This is a genomic window from Rhodococcus sp. MEB064 (assembly GCF_000834565.1).
Classification (GTDB): Bacteria; Actinomycetota; Actinomycetes; order Mycobacteriales; family Mycobacteriaceae; genus Rhodococcoides.
Genome location: NZ_JXQS01000030.1, coordinates 1 through 18,615, shown reverse-complemented (window position 1 = coordinate 18,615; position 18,615 = coordinate 1). Strand labels below are relative to the sequence as shown.

Annotated in this window: 16 protein-coding genes and 1 tRNA gene; 10 read left to right on the top strand and 7 right to left on the bottom strand. The window is 65.8% G+C overall.

Translation table 11 applies throughout. The annotated features are described in order from the left end of the window. The first annotated feature begins 52 nt into the window (after window positions 1-52). Entirely contained in the window at window positions 53-1,285 is a 1,233-nt protein-coding gene (locus tag RU01_RS22525; RefSeq protein ID WP_197074784.1) for an HAD-IA family hydrolase, read from the top strand. On the opposite strand, the gene RU01_RS14595 is transcribed toward RU01_RS22525, so the two are convergent. After that, a complete protein-coding gene (locus tag RU01_RS14595) occupies window positions 1,251-2,243 on the bottom strand; it encodes a LacI family DNA-binding transcriptional regulator (protein WP_042575304.1) in 993 nt (330 codons plus the stop codon). The genes RU01_RS22525 and RU01_RS14595 overlap by 35 nt on opposite strands. Before the next feature lie 27 nt (window positions 2,244-2,270). Further along, a complete protein-coding gene (locus tag RU01_RS14590; RefSeq protein ID WP_042575303.1) occupies window positions 2,271-2,996 on the bottom strand; it encodes an SDR family oxidoreductase in 726 nt (241 codons plus the stop codon). Between the two features lie 344 nt (window positions 2,997-3,340). Between RU01_RS14590 and RU01_RS14580 the strand changes: the two genes are divergently transcribed. From RU01_RS14580 to RU01_RS14555, 6 genes are all read left to right on the top strand, one after another. Next, complete coding sequence (locus tag RU01_RS14580; protein WP_082043139.1) at window positions 3,341-4,105, top strand: nucleoside/nucleotide kinase family protein; 765 nt, start codon at window positions 3,341-3,343, stop codon at window positions 4,103-4,105. Beyond that, window positions 4,102-4,881 carry an ATP-binding cassette domain-containing protein gene (locus tag RU01_RS14575; RefSeq protein ID WP_042575301.1) on the top strand — a complete coding sequence of 260 codons (780 nt, stop codon included), beginning with the start codon at window positions 4,102-4,104 and terminating at the stop codon, window positions 4,879-4,881. The genes RU01_RS14580 and RU01_RS14575 overlap by 4 nt, the downstream gene beginning before the upstream one ends. Then, window positions 4,878-5,975, top strand: coding sequence for an ABC transporter permease (locus tag RU01_RS14570; RefSeq protein ID WP_042575300.1), 1,098 nt, complete (start codon window positions 4,878-4,880; stop codon window positions 5,973-5,975). The genes RU01_RS14575 and RU01_RS14570 overlap by 4 nt, the downstream gene beginning before the upstream one ends. Before the next feature lie 61 nt (window positions 5,976-6,036). Next, the gene (locus RU01_RS14565; RefSeq protein WP_082043138.1) at window positions 6,037-7,008 is read left to right on the top strand and encodes an ABC transporter substrate-binding protein; all 972 of its coding nucleotides are present in this window, start codon (window positions 6,037-6,039) and stop codon (window positions 7,006-7,008) included. Between the two features lie 112 nt (window positions 7,009-7,120). Then, a complete protein-coding gene (locus RU01_RS14560) occupies window positions 7,121-8,578 on the top strand; it encodes a mannitol dehydrogenase family protein (RefSeq protein WP_042575298.1) in 1,458 nt (485 codons plus the stop codon). A gap of 222 nt (window positions 8,579-8,800) precedes the next feature. Further along, window positions 8,801-10,015: an oxygenase MpaB family protein gene (locus RU01_RS14555; protein WP_042575317.1), complete on the top strand. Its 1,215-nt coding sequence runs from the start codon at window positions 8,801-8,803 to the stop codon at window positions 10,013-10,015. Between the two features lie 79 nt (window positions 10,016-10,094). On the opposite strand, the gene RU01_RS14550 is transcribed toward RU01_RS14555, so the two are convergent. Further along, window positions 10,095-10,568 carry a tautomerase family protein gene (locus RU01_RS14550; RefSeq protein WP_042575297.1) on the bottom strand — a complete coding sequence of 158 codons (474 nt, stop codon included), beginning with the start codon at window positions 10,566-10,568 and terminating at the stop codon, window positions 10,095-10,097. A gap of 122 nt (window positions 10,569-10,690) precedes the next feature. After that, a complete protein-coding gene (locus RU01_RS14545) occupies window positions 10,691-13,204 on the bottom strand; it encodes a molybdopterin-dependent oxidoreductase (protein ID WP_042575296.1) in 2,514 nt (837 codons plus the stop codon). A gap of 113 nt (window positions 13,205-13,317) precedes the next feature. Here RU01_RS14545 and RU01_RS14540 point away from each other — a divergent pair, with 113 nt between their 5' ends. Further along, window positions 13,318-14,724, top strand: a complete 1,407-nt coding sequence (locus RU01_RS14540; protein ID WP_042575295.1) for an FAD-dependent oxidoreductase — start codon at window positions 13,318-13,320, stop codon at window positions 14,722-14,724. A 23-nt stretch (window positions 14,725-14,747) separates the two neighbouring features. On the opposite strand, the gene RU01_RS14535 is transcribed toward RU01_RS14540, so the two are convergent. After that, entirely contained in the window at window positions 14,748-15,446 is a 699-nt protein-coding gene (locus tag RU01_RS14535) for a TetR/AcrR family transcriptional regulator (protein WP_042575294.1), read from the bottom strand. 95 nt (window positions 15,447-15,541) lie between these two features. Here RU01_RS14535 and RU01_RS14530 point away from each other — a divergent pair, with 95 nt between their 5' ends. Next, window positions 15,542-17,152, top strand: a complete 1,611-nt coding sequence (locus RU01_RS14530; RefSeq protein ID WP_042575293.1) for an MFS transporter — start codon at window positions 15,542-15,544, stop codon at window positions 17,150-17,152. 74 nt (window positions 17,153-17,226) lie between these two features. Here the strand turns inward: RU01_RS14530 and RU01_RS14525 are convergent. Together RU01_RS14525 and RU01_RS14520 are read right to left on the bottom strand one after the other, a co-directional pair. After that, window positions 17,227-17,300: transfer RNA gene (locus RU01_RS14525), tRNA-Pro, on the bottom strand. Between the two features lie 36 nt (window positions 17,301-17,336). After that, window positions 17,337-18,233, bottom strand: a complete 897-nt coding sequence (locus RU01_RS14520; RefSeq protein ID WP_231568728.1) for a metallophosphoesterase — start codon at window positions 18,231-18,233, stop codon at window positions 17,337-17,339. A 159-nt stretch (window positions 18,234-18,392) separates the two neighbouring features. Here RU01_RS14520 and RU01_RS14515 point away from each other — a divergent pair. After that, window positions 18,393-18,615 (top strand): GatB/YqeY domain-containing protein (locus RU01_RS14515; RefSeq protein WP_042575291.1); only part of this gene is annotated, 223 nt, incomplete at its 3' end.

Sequence of the window (18,615 nt, the reverse complement as noted above, 5' to 3'; positions counted from 1 at the left end):
GGAAGCGGTGAGACGCTGGTGCGAGACAACGTTGTCTCCTATGATCGACATCGTGCCCACCTCCTGTCAAGACGCAGTCGCCGAACGGCCTCCCCATGTGGTGATCGCCGGCGCCGCCGGGAGTGGGAAAACCACCCTCGGAACGGCGCTCGCTCGGGAGCTGGGTGCACCGCTGCTGGATCTGGACACGCTCACGACACCGTTGCTGGACGCCCTCGATCCGCTTCTGCCGGGCGAACACTGGAATGCGCACGGTCCCGCCACCGACACCGTGCGGCGGGGCCGCTACGCCGTGATGCTCGGTGCTGCCGCGGATCTGACGACGGTCGGAGTTCGCGGTGTTCTCGTCGCACCGTTCACGCGTGAGTTGCGGGGCGGCCAGGAGTGGGCAGAACTCGTCGCTGCTCTCGCGCCGACACCCGTCGTCGTAGTGCATGTCGACGGACCGGACGAACTGCTCTCGCGCCGACGTGCGGGTCGCGGATTGGATCGGGACCTCCATCGCCCCGCGCTCGCACCCGAGCCCGTGTCTGTGCCCCACCTCCGTGTCGACGCCTCGCTGACCACCGCGCAGCAGGTGTACCGCGTACGGCGGTCACTGGGCTCGCGAGACCCGATCATCGACCGCCGCAGCGTCATCGGCTCCACCTTCGACGCAGTTCTCTTCGACCTGGACGGCACACTGGCCGACTCGACCGCCGCCGTCGCTCGGAGTTGGGACCGCGTCGGCGCCGAATACGGCTTCGACGTCGCCGACATCTCGCACGGTATGACCGCTGCCGCGTCGATGACACTGCTTCTCGGTCCCGACATCGGCCCTACCGCAGCGCTGCGGCTCGGCGAGATCGAGACCGAGGACGTTCTCGACGTCGTCCCGACGCCGGGTGCGCGCGCATTCCTCGAGTCGATCCCGCCGCAGGTCTGCGCGATCGTCACCTCCGGATCACCGAGCGTGGCAGGTGCCCGCCTGACGGCCGCGTCGATTCCGGCACCGGCGACAGTCGTGACATCGGCCGACGTGATCCACGGCAAGCCCGATCCCGAGCCCTACCTCACGGCCGCTCGGCGACTCGGCGTCTACCCGTCACGGTGCCTCGTCGTCGAGGACGCCCCGGCGGGGGTGCAGTCCGCTCGATCGGCGGGATGCACGGTGATCGGCGTCTCGGGCACCTGTGATCCCGCGGTGCTGGACGCCGATCTGCACGTCGACGCGCTCGATCAGCTCCGCGTCGAGGTGGGCCCCGGCGGAATCACTCTGCTGCCGAACACGACTCCCGCTCGATGAGCTCCACGGACATGACGTTGCGGCGACGGTACCGACGCCGTGGATTGTCGATCCGCCCGAGCAACCGGTCGATCGCCATCCGACCCAGCTCGGTCGGATTCTGATCGATCACGGTGACGGCGGGGCACAACGCGTCGGCAAGCGGGAAGTCGCCGAACGCCACGTACGCCGGGCGGCGCGCACCGAGAGACTGCAGGGCGGGGATGCAGGCCATTGCAGTGCGGGCGTTGGACAGGAAGAGCGCGGTCGGCGGGTGCGCACCGGCCATCAAGGCCTCGATCGCCTCGTGTGCACGGGGTCTGTCGAGGACACCGGTGACGACCAGATCGTCGTCATAGCCGATGCCGTTGTCCGACAGCGCGTCCCGGTATCCGTTCAGGCGGTTGAACGCCGTGGTGATCTCGAGGTCGTCGCCGACGAGTGCGATCCGTCGGTGCCCCTTGCCCAGAAGATGGGTCGTCGCCGTGTGCGCGCCACCGTGGTCGTCGTCGACGAAGGTGTCGGCGGTGATACCGGTCGGCGCTCGGTCGACGAAGACGGTCGGGGTGCGTTCGACCCACCGCTTCAGATACGACTGATCGGTGCCGATAGGGGCGATCACCAGTCCACTCAACTGACGTCGCAACAGAGACTCGACTTGCGCACTCTCGATCGAGGCATCGTGGCCGAGGCTGGTCATGATCACGGCCATCCCCTGGACTCGGGCACGGTCCTCGACCGCGCGGGCGATGGAGGAGAAGAAGGGATCGTCGATGTCGGGTACGGCGACGCCGATGGCTCCCGACTGCCCCGTTCTGAAGGACGTCGCGATCGCGTTGGGGACGTAGTTCAGCGATTCGAGGGCCGCGATGACGCGTGCTCGAGTGGCGGGGTCGACGTGCGGATCGTCGTTGTAGACACGAGAGACGGTCTTGGCGCTGACGTTCGCCAGGGTTGCGACGTCCTGCATGGTGGTCATGCATTCACCTTCCGATAGTCGACGAGCTCAGCGACTGGTGTATCCGCCGTCGACGGGGAGCGACACTCCGGTGATCATGGACGCGTCGTCGCTGAGCAAGAAGGCGATCGGTGCGGCGATCTCCTTCTCGGTGGCCCAGCGACCCAGCGGCATCTGTGCCAGGAACGGTCCCTCGATCTCCGGCCGTCCCCAGTAGAACGCGGACATCTCCGTCATGACGACGGTGGGATTGACGCTGTTCACGCGGATGCCGTGCGGTCCCAGCTCGAGCGCGGAGACCCGAGTGATGTTGTCCAGCGCGGCTTTCGAGGAACCGTAGGAGACGTGGCCGGGCAGGGCGGCGAGACTGGCCTGGCTGGAGACGTTGACGATCGCGCCGCGTCCTGCGGCGATCATGGCCGGTGCCGCGTACTTGATCACCAGCAGGCTGCCGCGGGCGTTGATCGAGATGACCTTGTCGAAGATGTCGATGTCGGTGTCCTGCGGCGTGGCGATCTCGCCGCCGAAGCCGCCGCAGTTGACGACGCCGTAGAGATCGAGGCCGGTCAGCGCGTCACGGATGCTGTCCTCGGAGGTGAGGTCGAAGGGGAGGGGGCGTGCGCCCGTCTCGTCCGCCAAGGCGCCGAGAACTTCCTCGTTCCGGCCGGACGCGATGACGTCCGCACCGTCGGCGACGAGTCTGCGAACGGTGGCGGCGCCGATGCCTCCGCTGGCTCCGGTGACCAGGATGGTGCGGCCGTCGAACTGCGACATGGGAATCTGCCTTCGTCGTCGTGTCTGGTGAGTGTCACCGATGACATGGACCGAGTGGTCGGGTCCTGATGACATCGATGACACGGACCGTACCGACAGCGCGTCACGAATGCGCGTCAATCGGCAAAAATGGTGTTGATCTGCATTGATAGGGGCACCTCACCGCTCATCCTCGCGTCCGTGACGGGTCTTCCAATTCCCGCCATGTCATCGATGACATGAATTTTGCGGAAACGCGTGACAGTCCGAGTTGCGTGGGTCACACTGATCCGCAACGCGATGCCGATAAGGGCTCTCGCGGACGCAGTCACCGGGGACAGCACGCGAGAGGACGGGGGTCGGACATGTGCGCAGCATCGAACAGTGACGCACCGAGTTCGCAGCAGCGCCGACTCACACCCGGGGACGTCGCGGACATGGTCGAGACCATGGCAGCGACACTGCGCCAGGACCTCGGTCGTCGCCGGATCGTGGGCGTCACCGGTGCGCCGGGCGCGGGCAAGTCGACGTTCTGCGCACTGCTGACCGCAGCCCTCGGAGGCGACGCGGTGCTGGTGGGTATGGACGCGTTCCACCTCGCCGACGAGGAACTGACGAGGCTGGGCCGGCGGGATCGCAAGGGCGCGCCCGACACTTTCGACGTCGACGGCTACGTGAACCTGCTCCGCCGACTGCGGTCGCAGACCACCGAGACGGTGTACGCACCGCGGTTCGACAGGTCCCTGGAAGCAGCGATCGGCGGCGCCGTCGCGGTGTCCCCGTCCACGCCGCTGGTGATCACCGAGGGCAACTACCTGTTGCTGGACGACCTGTCGGCCGGCGGTTTCCGGTGGAGCGACGTGCGGCCGGAGCTGGACGAGGTCTGGTACCTCGACGTCCCGGCATCGGCACGTGCGGACCGACTGGTGGCTCGGCATGAATCACACGGCAAATCCCACCACGACGCCTACCGCTGGACCCACGACGTCGACCTCCGCAACGCCGAGATCATCACTGCTGCATCACCTCGCGCCGACCTCGTCATCGAGGTACCGGACGATCCACGACTCGCCGCGCACGGCGACGTCGACACGCCAGGCCACACCGAACAACACGAGGAGCTCCGATGAGCAACGCCCACGACGGCGCGACGCCCGTCCTCGAAGCGCGCGGGCTGTCCCGCAGCTTCGGTAACGTGCGCGCGCTCGACAATGCCGACTTCGAGATCTACGCGGGCGAGGTGGTCGCACTCATCGGTGACAACGGCGCCGGCAAGTCGACGATGGTCAAGGCTCTGTCGGGCAGCCTGGCACTGGACTCCGGAGAGATCCTCTACAACGGATCTCCGGTCGACCTGAACAGCCCCACTGCTGCAGCCGATCTGGGCATCGAGACCGTCTTCCAGGACCTCGCACTGGCGCCGCACCTCAACGCGGCCCAGAACATGTTCCTGGGCCGCGAGATCCCCGCCGCGGGCATCCTCGGTCGCCTGGGATTCCTGAACACTGCCGCGATGCGGACGAAGTCGCGCGAAGCGCTCGACGAGCTCGGTGCCACCGTCCGCAGCCTCACCGACCCGGTGGGTGCGATGTCCGGTGGTCAGCAGCAGGCCATCGCCATCGCGCGAGCGGTGGCGTGGGCCAAGGGAGTCGTCTTCCTCGACGAGCCGACGGCCGCCCTCGGAGTGGTGCAGACCCGCAATGTTCTCGACACCATCCGACGTGTCGCGGACAAGGGTGTCGCGGTGGTGTTCATCAGCCACTCGATGCCGCACGTCATGGAGGTCGCGGACCGCGTCCAGGTGCTTCGCCTGGGCAGCCGCGTCGCGACGCTCGATGCCAAGAACACGACCATGGAAGCACTCGTCGGGGCGATGACCGGCGCGACGGTGGGAGCCGCGAAATGAGCAATCAGACGTTGTCGAAATCAGCGGGCTCCTCGGCCCCGGACCCCAAGTCGAACGGTGGTTCGTTCGACCTGCGGAGCACCCTCGCGGGGCTGGCCCGCGTCCAGGTGTTCCAGATCGTGCTCGTTCTCCTCGCGATCAGCATCCTGTTCTCGATCCTCGCGCCGAACAGCTTCCCCGAGTGGGGCAACATCCGGCAGATCATCCAGAACGTGTCCATCCTGGCCGTACTCGGCATCGGTATGACGTTCGTGATCGTCACCAGCGGCATCGATCTCTCCATCGGTTCCGTTCTCGTCTTCTCCGGTGTGGTCGCGGCCAAGACGATGCGCGCCGTCGGTGGTGACGGGTGGAGCGTCGCGGTGATCGGCATCGTCGTCGCGGTCGCCTGCGGCCTTGCGTGGGGGTTGCTGAACGGTTTCCTGATCGGCATCGCGAACGTGCCGCCCCTGATCGCGACGCTCGGAACCCTCGGCGGCGCACTGGGTCTGGCCCAGGTGATCACCGGCGGCGTCGACATCCGCGACGTGCCCCCGGTGCTGGTCGACACCATCGGCTACGGCAACCTGCCCGCCACCACCATTCCCCTGATCTCCGTCATCGCGCTGGTGTTCGTGGTGATCTTCGGTATCGTGTTGCACCGCACCAAGTTCGGACTGCACACCTTCGCCGTCGGGTCCAAGGAGCAGTCGGCCCGACGCGTCGGTATCAAGGTGGATCTCCACCTGATCAAGGTCTACGCGTTGTCCGGCACGCTCGCCGGTCTCGCCGGCATCCTGTCCCTGTCGCAGTACGGCACCACTGCCATCGCCGGCCAGTCGCAGACCAACCTCAACGTCATCGCCGCGGTCGTCATCGGTGGCACCAGCCTCTTCGGCGGTGTGGGCACCATGTTCGGCACCGTCATCGGACTCTTCATCCCCGCCGTGCTCCAGAACGGCTTCGTCATCGTCGGCGTGCAGCCCTTCTGGCAGCAGGTCGCCGTCGGCGCGGTTCTGATCGCGGCCGTCTACTTCGATCAACGCCGTCGAGCCGCCGCCACCCGCGGTGCGTCGACATCCTCTCTCAAACGGTTGTGGGCTCGAAACCCCTGATTCCGCAGCTCTTCCCAGATCCACCTCCCTGACGAACAATCCCAGAAAGAACCCGGTACCCATGCGTACATCCAGGACCGTCGCCGCAGCCGCTCTGGCCGCCGCGTCACTCTCCACGTTCGTGCTCGCCGGCTGCTCGTCCGATTCGGGCGGCGGCGGTGACAAGAAGCTGGCCTTCATCCAGGGCGTCAGCGGCGACGAGTTCTATATCAGCATGCAGTGCGGCATCCAGGACGCCGCCGAGGCCGCCGGATACACCGTCGACGTGCAGGGTCCGGCGAAGTTCGACCCCACGCTGCAGAAGCCGATCGTCGACTCCGTCGTCGCCTCCCGTCCGGCGGCCATCCTCATCGCCCCGACCGACGTGTCCGCCATGCAGGCGCCGCTCGATGCCGCGGCGCAGGCAGGGATCAAGGTCGTCCTCGTCGACACGACCCTCGAGGACCCGTCCAAGGCCGTGTCGGCGATCTCGTCGGACAACGTCGGCGGCGGCGCCGAGGCGTTCAAGGCCATCGAGCAGCTGAACCCGCAGGGCGGCAAGGTCATCGTCATCTCGACCGACCCGGGTGTCTCCACCACCGACGCCCGCGTCAAGGGCTTCGAGGACGCCGCCGCGGAGAACTCGAGCTTCCAGTACCTCGGCGTGCAGTACAGCCACAACGACCCGGCAGAAGCCGCCCGTCTGATCTCCGCGGCCATCGCCAAGGATCCCGACATCGTCGGTGTCTTCGCGACCAACACGTTCGCGGCGGAGGGCACGGCCACCGGTGTCCGTCAGACCGGCAAGCAGGACCAGGTCAAGATCGTCGGGTTCGACGCCGGCCCCGCTCAGGTGAAGCAGCTCCGCGAGGGCACCGTGCAGGCGCTCATCGCTCAGCAGCCCGCGACCATCGGCACCGACGGAGTGGAGCAGGCCGTCGCCTCACTCGAGGACAAGGCCACCGAGAAGGACATCTCGACCGGCTTCCACGTCATCACCGCGGACACCATCGACGGTGACGGCGCGCAGTACGTCTACAAGTCGGCCTGCTGACCCGACACGTCCCCTCAGCTGCGGTGGTGCTCCCGACGAGTCGCCGGTTTTCTTCCGGCACCCGGGAGTGCCACCGCTTTCCACTCTCCCCCTTCGAAAGTTGTCGTGCGACGTGACTGTCTCCATCAGCGACGCAGTGTCGTCGCCGCCGGCCGGCACTGCCGTTCCTCGGTACGACCGCACCGGTGACTGCGGCATCGTGCACTTCGGTGTCGGAGCCTTCCATCGCGCCCACGAAGCCATGTACGTGGACCGGCTGCTCGCCGCAGGCCACCACGGATGGTCGATCTGCGGTGTGGGTGTGATGGCGGCGGATGCGGCGCAGCGGGACGCATCCGTGAGCCAGGACCACCTCTACACGCTGACGACGGTGGACCCCGACGGCAGCGTCGACACGCGAATCATCGGCTCGATCTCTCGGTACCTGTTCGCCCCGGACGACCCCGACGCGGTGATCGACGTCCTGGTGGCGCCGACGACTCACATCGTGTCGCTGACCATCACGGAGTCGGGCTACGGCATCGACGACGCGACCGGAGCCTTCGATCCGCGCGACGCGGCGACTCTGCACGATCTGGCCTCCCTCGACATCCCCGAGAGCGTGTTCGGCTTCCTCACGGTCGCACTGCGTCGCCGACGCGACGACGGCACGGCTCCCTTCACGGTGATGTCGTGCGACAACATCGTCGGCAACGGCGCCGTGGCGAGGGCTGCTCTGGTGTCCTTCGCTCGTCGCCATGACGCCGAACTCGCGGACTGGATCGACGACTCGGTGGCGTTCCCGAGCTCGATGGTCGACCGCATCACTCCTGCCACGTCACCTGCGGTGGCGGAGTCGGTGCGTCGTCGCACGGGTATCGACGATGCGTGGCCGGTGCGATCGGAGTCCTTCGCGCAGTGGGTCCTTGAGGACGACTTCTCGGACGGTCGGCCACCGTTCGACGAGGTCGGTGTGCAGGTGGTTCCCGACGTGGTGCCGTACGAGCGCATGAAGCTGCGGCTGCTCAACGCCTCGCATCAGATGCTCGGCTACGTCGGCATTCTCGCCGGCGTGGTCCACGTCCACGAGGTGATGCAGGATCCCGACCTCGGAGCGTTCGTCGAGTCCTTCATGCGACACGAGTCGCGGCCCACGGTCGGAGAGGTACCGGGCGTCGATCTCGACGAGTACATCGACGAGCTCGTCCGCCGATTCGGCTCGCTCGCCGTCCAGGACACGGTGGCGCGGCAGGTCGTGGACGCGACGTCCCGCATCCCGAAGTTCGTTCTCCCCGTCGTGCGGGACAGGCTGCGGGACGACCGGTCGATCGATCATGCAGCCTTGATGCTCGCGGCGTGGTGCGCATGCATCGAAGGGGGAGTGGCGCTGCCCGACCGGGCGGCGGATCAGCTCTGCGCACTGGCGAGGGCCGACCACGACAGCCCCGGCGCATTCCTGGCCCAACCCGACGTCTTCGGGGACCTGACGACGAGCGTGCGGCTTCGCGTGGCGTACCAGCGCGCGAAGCGTCGCCTCCAGGACAACGGCCCGATAGGGGCGGTCCGGCTGCTGGTGGCCTCCTCGGTCTGACGACGGACCCACGACCTCGTCGTCTCGAAGGACTGCACTTCCGGTCCTGCATCGGGACGTCGCCTCTGTGCCGACCTCGAGCGGACGTGATAGAACTATGCATAACGAGGTTCTGTACCTCGCAACGGCTCGTGCACCACGCCTCGATCACCGGCCATGCACCTCACTCGGGTCGACGCGCGTGCTCGCAGTGCTCGGTCGTTCCTCGACGGAAGGCGTCACATGTCCAGCGAAGTACGCAGTGAATTCGCCCCGCACGGTCCCAGCGTCGACGCGCTGATCGCGTTGGCGAGTACCCCGGGCGCGGAATCGTATCTCGCACCCGAGGACATCGACTACAGGTCGTGGAATCACGTGGGTGACCCGTTGTGCGAGGCACTGATTCACGTGATGCGCGAACGCAAACTGATGGGTGGCGACATCTATGCGAACGCCAGAGAACTCGAACGAGAGGGCAATTCGGAGGCTGTCGCCTTCTTTGCCGACGTCGAGGCCGTTCCGAGCTGGCTCGATGTCGATTCCCTCAGGGTGGGTGCGCGGATGGGACGCCGCAATCCGCTGGGCATGTTGTTCGGGATCCACGGGGCCTTGCCCATGACCTACCTGGATCCGGCCACCGCGGAAGTGATGTCGTCGACCGGTCGCCTGGCCGGCGGAGGCGACTTCCGACGCCGTTTCTGGGAGACGGCAACCGGTTTCGTCGGAGCACTCGACGTGGACGGGATGTTGCCGGGTGGTGATCGGTGGATCATGTGGGTACGAATCAGGTTCATGCACACCATGATCCGGCTGGGAATCCACCGCAGCGCGAGGTGGCCCCGATACGAATCGGGAACGCCGATCAGTCAGATGGCCACTGCCGGTGCGACGTACATCTTCGGGCAGTACCGGGTCAACATCATGGAGTATTTCGGGGGAAAGGTGACCCCCGACGAACGCGACGGCTTCGCGCTGATGTGGCGCTGGGTGTCGCGCATCGAGGGTGCGAACAATCAACTGCTCGGGCGAGACCACGCCGAGGAGATGGCGATCCAGATGCGGATCCACGAGACGCTGCTCGGTGAGAGTGACAAGATGAAGACCTTGATGCGCGACGTCGTCGACGGCACAGCGTCGATGGCCGCTTTCGGGAAGTCGACATGGTTGAACCATGCGGTGGCGCGGCAGGTTCTGAAGCCGTCCATGATCGCCACGCACCCCGGTGGCGATGCTCGGGACGCGTTGGGCCTCGAGGCACGGCCCACGGCGGAGGCGGTGGTGCGACTGGGGGCGGGCGCGATACGAGCAGTGAGTTCGGTGACGAGGCTTCCGGGAGTGCGCCGTATCGCCGAAGAGGGCGGTTTCCGGCTGTTGGAGAGCTCGCTGGAACGCGGACTCGACGGCGTCCGAGCCGACTATCGCGGAACGGCGGTGGCGGGACGACCGACCGACGAGTGACGACGTCGTCGGCATCCATCGCGGCGCAGCAGCGCACGCAGGATGCCGACGACGTCGCCGTCGATGTCCGGTCCGAGAGTCAGGCCGACGCTGTGTCGTACGGCGACGGCTTGTTCTGCCGCGCCCACGTCTTCTCCGCGTCCGAGAACGGCGGCGGTGGTGTCATGCCGTCGATCATCCAGCTCTTGAAGAGTCCTTCCACAACCGCTGTCTCCCAGCGCAGCCCACGATCGTCGACGAACGGTCGGATGATCCCGGCGAAGCTCTCTCGCATCAACGAATACAGGTCGTCCTCGGTCATCGTCGTGCCGAGCTTCTCGGACAGCTCGTCCATGTTGCGGGCGACATGAACCACCTCGATCAGGACGAAATCGTCTGTCGGTTCACCCCCGAGGAAGAAGTTCTCGGGATCGAATTCATGGAAGACGACGCTGGTGTAGAACTTCGGCAACCCGACGACGTCCAGGTAGAACGACGTGATGCTGTCGGCGAACGCCTTCTTGTCGTCGGCGGTGTACACATTCTTCGCGGTCCTGATGTTCCAGAGCGGCATGCTTTCTCCTGTGGGTCGGTTCGATTCCAAGGTTCGACTCGCACACCGAACTCGCCCGCCCCCTCGCGGGCGAGTTCGGTGGTTGTCGATCCTCCGGGCTGATCTCGCCGTGGTGCGTATTCTCAGCTGTCGGCTGTCACGCTCGAGTCCACGAGTTCGATGCGTACCGGGACATTCTTGTGCCACGGATTTCCGAAGAACTTGTCACGTCGCGTGACCGTGGTCAGCGTGTTGAGCGGCACCCCGACCACGGTGTCTCCGTTCTCTCCCGGGTAGGAGACACCCATGCCGTTGGGCAACGACACGTGTCCGGGTTGCATCATGTCGCTGATCTCCACCGTCGTTGTCGCGATGCCCGTCTCGGTGATCAGACGCACGACATCACCTGTATCGACAGCGAGATCAGCGGCGTCCTGCGGGCTCATGCGCAACGCCCCATCTTTGTCGCGTCGACGCCACTCGGGGTCGCGAATGATGACGTTCGCAGTGAATGCCCGTCGCTCACCCGCCGACAGGATGAACGGAAACTCCTCGCTGGTGTAGCACGGTTCCTCGGCGTCGAGCAGGCGTAGCTCGTCCATGAGCTCCGGGATCGCGACGTGGATCTTCTTGTCCTCGTGGCGAATGTAGGACCAGGCGTCGGAGTAGCGATCCTCGGTGAAGATCACGCCCTCGCGGCGATCACGGATCGCTTCGAACAGCTTTTCGCCCTGTCCTTCACCGTCGTGGGTGAACCCAGCCCGCCGTACCGCGTCGGGCTGTGCAATGGCTGCGAGATGGGCAAAACTCCAGACGAGTGATTGTGCCTCGTCTCCCGGAGCGAATGTTGCGCCCAATGTGCGGTAGACGAGGTACGGCACGATTCCGGCGAGTTCGGGCTTCTGCTCGATCGTCGAGAACAGCGCGAGGCTGTAGGCGGATCGACCCACCCGCGCGGACGCCGTCAACGACGCGATGATGCCCGGATCCACGAGGTCGAGCCTGTCCATCAGAGCGGCGTAGATCTCCGGCTCCGATCGGGTGCCCGGCATCGGCGGCATCAAGGGGTGACGCATCTGAAAGGTGTTGTGCGGGAAGTGCAAAGTGAACAGTGACGCCTCGTACTTCTCGAACTGACTGGCTGCTGGCAGCACGTAGTCCGCAGCCCTGGCGGTCTCGGTCAGGGCGACATCGATGACGACGGTGAGGTCGAGGCTGCGCATCGCCTGCCGGAAGCGCTCCGAATCGGCCAACGAATGCAAGGGATTCGACGATTCGATGAACATCGCACGAAACCGATCCGGGTGATCGGTCAGAATCTCGTCCGCGATGGAGTTGGCCGGGATCAAGCCGGCCATGATGCGCGCGCCGGTCACCGGGGTCACTCCGGCATCACGGTCCACGTTGCCGGCGAGTCGTGCTATCGGATCGGCCGCTGCCACCGACACCGACGGGAAGAAGAAGTGCAACGCGGATCGGGCAACGTTCTCGGCCACCTTCCCGGAGGTCGCATGCCCGTCGAGGCGAGAGAAGACCGCGCGCATCGCGGCAGCGCCGTGACGCATCGACTGGAGTCCGACAGCGCGTCGCGCCCCGGAGAACCGCACCGGCTCGTCCCGTTCGATGGGGAACCACGGCCCTGCGAGCGGAAAGATCCACGAGTGGATGTGCATGCCGCCGGGCTTGGCGAAGTTGCCGGTCAACACCCAGAGCATCTTCTGCAGATAAGAGCATACGGTGCTGTTGGGGGACTGCTGGATACCCAGATCCTCGTACGTGGCGACACTCTTCGCTCGCGCGATGCGGCGGGCGGCTGCACGAATGTCGTCCTCGGGCACACCGCATCGTCGGGCGTAGTCGGTGATGTCGATGTCGCGGAACAGCTGCAGAACTTCGTCGACCCCGACCGCATGGGTGTTCAGCCACTCCGACGCGATCAGGTTTTCCTGTACGAGGGTGGCGTCGAGGGCGCCGAGACACCAGACGTCGGTCCCGGGCTTGATCTGCAGGTGATGGTCCGCCATCGCTGCGGTCTCGCTCTTCCGGGGATCGATCACGATGATCGCCCGGTCGGGGTCGCGCGCCAATTCCTTCAAGGTGGGTCGGGCCCGGGCCATGCCGTGCGACTGCCACGGGTTCTTGCCGATGAACACGGCAACTTCGGAGTTCTCGAAGTCGCCCGCCGTGTGGGCGCCGTACAGGTGCTTGTCGACGTACGCTTCGCTGGTCTTCTCCTGGCCGAGGGCGTTCGACATGTACTTGCCGCCCACGCCGTTGAACAGCGCGCGGCCGTATCCGCCACCGAGGTGGTTGCCCTGACCACCGCCACCGTAGAAGAAGATTCGCTCACCGCCGTGTTCGTCCCGCACGGCAGCCAGTCGAGCGGCGATCTCGTCGAGGGCTGTGTCCCAACTGATCTCCTCGAACGTGCCGTCGGGACGTCGGCGCAGCGGGCTGTCGATCCGGTGGGCGCCGTTCTGATAGCGATCGAGACGTAGCGGCTTCTCGCAGCTGTATCCCTGTGAGTTGGGATGGTCCTTGTCGCCTCGGATCTTGGTCAGCGCCCGGCCCTCGAGCAGTACCTCGATGCCACAATTGCACTCGCACAGAATGCATGCGGTCTTCTGCCAGTCGGCTGGTGTCGCGTCCTGCGTCATGTCGGTGATCCCTTCGCGTCGTGTGAGCGATCGTACATAACAAAGTCATGTACGGGGGGATCCGATCGGAGGTCCGACCGACTAGACGTGCGGACGATGGGTACGATGACCAGATGCATAACCTCATTATAAATTCGCGTCCCCTCCGAGTCGCCATCGTGGGAGCGGGGCCGGCCGGGATCTATGCGGCGGACGCGCTGATGAAGTCCGACACGGCCTCGGAGCGTGGCGTGTCGATCGATCTGTTCGAGCGGATGCCCGCGCCGTTCGGATTGATTCGCTACGGCGTGGCACCGGATCACCCGCGCATCAAGGGCATCATCACCGCCCTGCACAAGGTCCTCGACAAGCCGCAGGTCCGACTGCTGGGCAACGTCGACTTCGGCACCGACATCACCGTGGATGATCTCCGGTCGCTGTACGACGCGGTGATTTTCTCCACCGGTGCCACCGAGGACCGCGCGATGGACGTCCCCGGCATCGATCTCGACGGCTCCTTCGGTGCCGCGCAGTTCGTGGCCTGGTACGACGGACACCCCGACTTCTCTCGTACCTGGCCTCTGGAGGCGGAGAAGGTTGCCGTCATCGGCGTCGGCAATGTGGCGTTGGACGTCGCGCGGGTGCTCGCCAAGACCGCCGACGAGCTGCTGCCCACGGAGATCCCGCCGAACGTCTACGACGGGCTCGCGGCCAACAGAGCCGTCGAGGTGCACGTGTTCGGGCGTCGCGGCCCGGCCCAGGCCAAGTTCACGCCGCTCGAGTTGAAAGAGCTGGACCACTCCCCGACGATCGAGGTGATCGTCGACCCCGAGGACATCGAGTACGACGAGGGGTCCGCGGTCGCGCGACGCGCCTCCAAGATCACCGATCAGGTTGCCACGATCATCGAGAACTACGCGATCCGCGAACCCGGTGACCGTCCGCACAAGCTGTTTCTGCACTTCTTCGAATCACCCGTGGAGATCCTCGGCGCCGACGGCAAGGTCATCGGTCTGCGCACCGAACGCACCCGACTGGACGGGAGCGGCAACGTGACGCCAACCGGTGCGTTCACCGACTGGGAGGTCGGTGCGGTCTATCGCGCGGTCGGGTATCTGTCGGACGATCTGCCGGGGATCCCGTTCGACACCCGGGCCGGTGTCATCCCCAACGAGGCCGGACGCATCGTCGACGAGGGCACCCACCTGGCCGGGCTCTATACGACGGGCTGGGTCAAGCGGGGACCCATCGGCCTGATCGGGCACACCAAGGGCGACGCCAACGAGACCGTCGAGTGCATTCTCGACGACATGAGGGCCGAGTCGCTGAACACCCCGGCCACGCCGCAGGAATCCGCCGTTCTCGAGCTCCTGGAATCGCGCGACGTGCAGTTCACGACCTGGGACGGCTGGTATCGACTGGACGAACACGAACGCTCACTGGGCCGGGTCGAGGGCCGCGAACGCATCAAGGTCGTCGAGCGTGACGACATGCTCGCCGCCGCCGAACCCGACAAAGTTTCCGCCCGCCGACGTTCGTGACGGACAACCACGCCGGATGCGCGCTAGGGCTGCGACTGCTGCCGTCGCTTCCACCATCGCACGGCTTGCTTCGCGCCGGCCTCTGACAGATCGCGCGGGTATCCCATCCCGACGAAGTGGTTGACAGCCATCGGTTCCAAAATGGTGGCCACGGGGTCTGTGAAATCTGCGAATTGCCCGCTGATTTCCAGCGTGACGAAGCCGTGGACGAGACTCCACAGTTCTGCCGCCATCTGCTCTCCCGCGATCGGCGACACCCCCGTGCGAGCCAATTTCTCGCAGGTGGCGGCCAGGACGGCATAGGCGGGACCGAACCCGTCGGTGGACATCCGATTCGTCGAAGCGACGTATCGGTACGTGCCCCGAGTGGAGAGGCCGAACATCATGTCGTAGAGGTGGGCGTTGCGTTGGGCAACATCGCGGGTGCTCAGTGCCATTGCGAACAACTGTGCGCCCGGGTTCATTCGTGCCGCTGATGCTGCGAGCAATGCAGCACGAAGGTTGGCGTATCCGCGGATGACGACCTCTTGCAACAGTTCCTGCAAACCGCCGAAGTGGTGATAGATGGTGATCGTCGAGACGCCGGCGCGATCGGTGATCGTCCGCACCTTCAACTCGCTCGGACCGGCATCGGCCAGCAACTCCATCGCCGAGCGGATGAGCCGCTCGCGGACGGGTTCGTCGTCGACGCTCCCGACGAGGGGCGTGTGAGCGGATGCCATGAGTCGATCGTTTCACATCGGGACGGGACACCCGGCTGACGGCACAGGGGACCGCTTCGGGGTGCACGGCAGGCAGCGTCTGCTATAACTTCATTATGTCTCTCACCCGCCCACTCTCCACTAGCGCCGTCAACAAGACGGCCGTCCTCGCGACGCTCTGTCTAGCGGTATTCGTTGTCAACGTGTCCACGACCGTCATCAACATCGCTCTGCCCACGCTGGTCAGGGAGCTGGGGGCCAGCACCCGGGACCTGCTCTGGATCGTCGACGCGTTCAATCTTGCGTTCGCCGCGCTGGTGCTGGCGGGTGGATCGCTCAGCGATCGATTCGGTCGTCGTCGGCTCCTGCTGCTCGGACTCGTCGTCTTCGTCGCGGCATCCGCAGGCGGAGCGCTCAGCGGCAGCCCCGGCGTACTCGTCGCCTGGCGCACACTCGCCGGTGTCGCCGCTGCACTGGTTTATCCGGTAACGCTGTCGATCCTCGCCAACGTGTTCACCGATCGGACCGAACGGGTGAAAGCTCTCGGGTTGTGGGGAGCGGCCACCGGCCTTGCGGTGGCCACCGGTCCGGTCGTCGGTGGTGCCCTGATCGAGCACTTCTGGTGGGGATCGATTCTCGTCTTCAACGGCATAGCTGCGGCGGTCACGCTGTTCTTCGCCGCGCGCTTCATCCCCGAGTCGCGCGACCCCGCTACGCCGCCGCTCGACTACGTCGGCCTCGTTCTGTCGACCGTCGCACTCGGCACGCTCGTGTACTCGATCATCGAGGCACCCGACCGCGGATGGGGCTCGCCACCTACCGTGATCGGCTTCGTGGTGGCTGCGGTGGTGTCGACGGTGTTCGTCATCCACGAGATCCGGAGCGACCATCCCATGCTCGATGTCAGGTTGTTCGCGAACATGCGGTTCACCGCCGCAAGTGGAGCGGTCACCGGCGGATTCTTCGCCCTGTTCGGCTTCATCTTCCTGGTCACCCAGTACTTCCAGTTCGTGCGCGGGTACGGCGCTCTGGAGACCGGCGTCCGAATCCTGCCGGTCGCGGGCTCGATCGCGGTGGCAGCGCTCGTCGGGCCTCGGATCGCTGTCGCAATCGGCACGAAAGTGGTCGTCGCTTTCGGATTGTTCTCTCTCAGCGTCGCATTCGTGTGGGCGTCGACTCTCTCTGCCGACGCCGACTACTGGGTCATCCTGCTTCAGATGCTCCTGTTGGGTGGCGGCATCGGACTGACCGGTACGCCGGCAACCGAAGCGATCATGGGTGTGGTGTCACCGGACAAGGCCGGCATGGGGTCGGCGGTCAACGACGCCACGCGTGAGCTCGGCGGCACCCTCGGCGTCGCGGTGATCGGATCGGTCGCACTGTCCGCGTATCGCGATCATCTCGATGTCGGATCCTTTCCCGAGCCGCTGCGGGAGCCCGCGAGCGAATCGGTCGGCGCGGCACTCTTCGCTGCCGACAGGGCGGCGGAACTGTTCGGTCAGGCCGGTGCCGATGTAGGCGCACGACTGACAGAGGTCGCAAGGGTGGGCTTCGTCGACGGAATGTCGCTCGGATGCATGGTCGCGGGAGGCGTGACTGCCGCTGCTGCCGTTCTCACCCTCATTTTTCTGCCTGCCCATCCCGTCGCGCACGATGACATCGATGCCGAACTACCCGGTCCGGATGACGCGACGGAGAGCACGGTCGCTCGGGGCAGCGCTCGCTGAACCGCTGCGCAGAAGCACGAAAGCCCCGACCAGGTTTCCCCGGTCGGGGCTTTCTTTCGTGTCTCAACCACGAGTCGGGGTGGCGGGATTCGAACCCACGACCTCTTCGTCCCGAACGAAGCGCGCTACCAAGCTGCGCCACACCCCGTGATCGAACACCGCCCTTTCAGGCAGCCGTTCGACTCTATCGCACCACTGCTTCGGAACGCGAAACGCCCAGCTCAGGAGCCGTGCGATCCGGCCTGTCCGCGGGAATCAGCGTGATCAACGTGGCCTCCGGGCGGCAGCAGAACCGGTACGGCGCATACGGCGACGTGCCCAGACCGGCGGAGACGTGCAGGCGGGTGTGCTCGCCCCACCACGAGGGACCCTTCACACGTGAGCGGTCGAGTTCGCAGTTGGTCACGAGCGCTCCGTAGAACGGAACGCACAGCTGGCCGCCGTGCGTGTGCCCGGCGAGGACGAGGTCGTATCCGTCGGCGGCGAACTTGTCCAGGACTCGGGGTTCCGGCGAATGCGTCAGACCGATGCTGACGTCGGCGACCGGGTTCGGTGCGCCGGCAACCGTGTCGTACCGGTCCCGCTTCAGATGTGGATCGTCCACTCCGGCCGTGGCGATCCGTACCCCGGACACCTCGAGTTCGCGGCGCACGTGTGTCACGTCGAGCCACCCGCGCTCGGTGAACGCGGCCCGCAGATCCTGCCAGGGCAGGGGGTCGCCGAAGACCTTCTTGTGGTTCTTCCGGAAGTACTTCAACGGGTTCTTCGGGACCGGCGCGAAATAGTCGTTCGACCCGAAGACGAACAGACCCGGCCGACCGAGCAATGCCCCGAGCGACTGGACGACCGCGGGAACCGACTTCTGGTGGGACAGGTTGTCCCCGGTGTTCACCACCAGATCGGGCTCGAGGCGATCGAGCTCACGGATCCAGTTCTGCTTCAGTTTCTGGTTCGGCATCATGTGGAGGTCGCTGATGTGCAGCACGCGCAGCGACGAGGTGCCCGGCGCGAGAACCGGCAACGTCGTCTCGCGGAGCGCGAACGCGTTGCGCTCGATCGTCGTGGCATAGGTCAGGCCCAGGGCGGCAGATCCCGCGGCGAGTGCGGCGACACCACCCGGAGTCGCAAGAGCGCGGGCAGTGGATCCGAGTGCCGACCGCGAGGTCAACGAGCGCGAATTCACCGTGATGCGAGGCGATGCTGATGTACCGGACACCTCTTCGACAGTACCGTTCCGTGCATGGCCGAGAACTGTGACATGGAAAAGCGTTTGCGAACCGACCTCACGACATCGATGAAGGCGAAGGACAAGCTCCGCACGGCAACTCTGCGAATGTTGCTGGCAGCAGTACAGACCGAGAAGGTCTCGGGCAAGGAAGCGCACGAGCTCACCGACGACGACGTGCTGCGCGTGCTGGCGAAGGAGTCGAAGAAGCGCGGCGAGTCGGCCGAGATCTACACCC

Coding starts and splice junctions, on each gene's coding strand:
- RU01_RS14575 (WP_042575301.1), top strand. CDS start 4,102: ATGAGCAACGCCCACGACGGCGCGACGCCCGTCCTCGAAGCGCGCGGG.
- RU01_RS14590 (WP_042575303.1), bottom strand. CDS start 2,996: ATGTCGCAGTTCGACGGCCGCACCATCCTGGTCACCGGAGCCAGCGGA.
- RU01_RS14540 (WP_042575295.1), top strand. CDS start 13,318: ATGCATAACCTCATTATAAATTCGCGTCCCCTCCGAGTCGCCATCGTG.
- RU01_RS14530 (WP_042575293.1), top strand. CDS start 15,542: ATGTCTCTCACCCGCCCACTCTCCACTAGCGCCGTCAACAAGACGGCC.
- RU01_RS14570 (WP_042575300.1), top strand. CDS start 4,878: ATGAGCAATCAGACGTTGTCGAAATCAGCGGGCTCCTCGGCCCCGGAC.
- RU01_RS14565 (WP_082043138.1), top strand. CDS start 6,037: ATGCGTACATCCAGGACCGTCGCCGCAGCCGCTCTGGCCGCCGCGTCA.
- RU01_RS14580 (WP_082043139.1), top strand. CDS start 3,341: ATGTGCGCAGCATCGAACAGTGACGCACCGAGTTCGCAGCAGCGCCGA.
- RU01_RS14535 (WP_042575294.1), bottom strand. CDS start 15,446: ATGGCATCCGCTCACACGCCCCTCGTCGGGAGCGTCGACGACGAACCC.
- RU01_RS14595 (WP_042575304.1), bottom strand. CDS start 2,243: ATGACCACCATGCAGGACGTCGCAACCCTGGCGAACGTCAGCGCCAAG.
- RU01_RS14555 (WP_042575317.1), top strand. CDS start 8,801: ATGTCCAGCGAAGTACGCAGTGAATTCGCCCCGCACGGTCCCAGCGTC.
- RU01_RS14550 (WP_042575297.1), bottom strand. CDS start 10,568: ATGCCGCTCTGGAACATCAGGACCGCGAAGAATGTGTACACCGCCGAC.
- RU01_RS14545 (WP_042575296.1), bottom strand. CDS start 13,204: ATGACGCAGGACGCGACACCAGCCGACTGGCAGAAGACCGCATGCATT.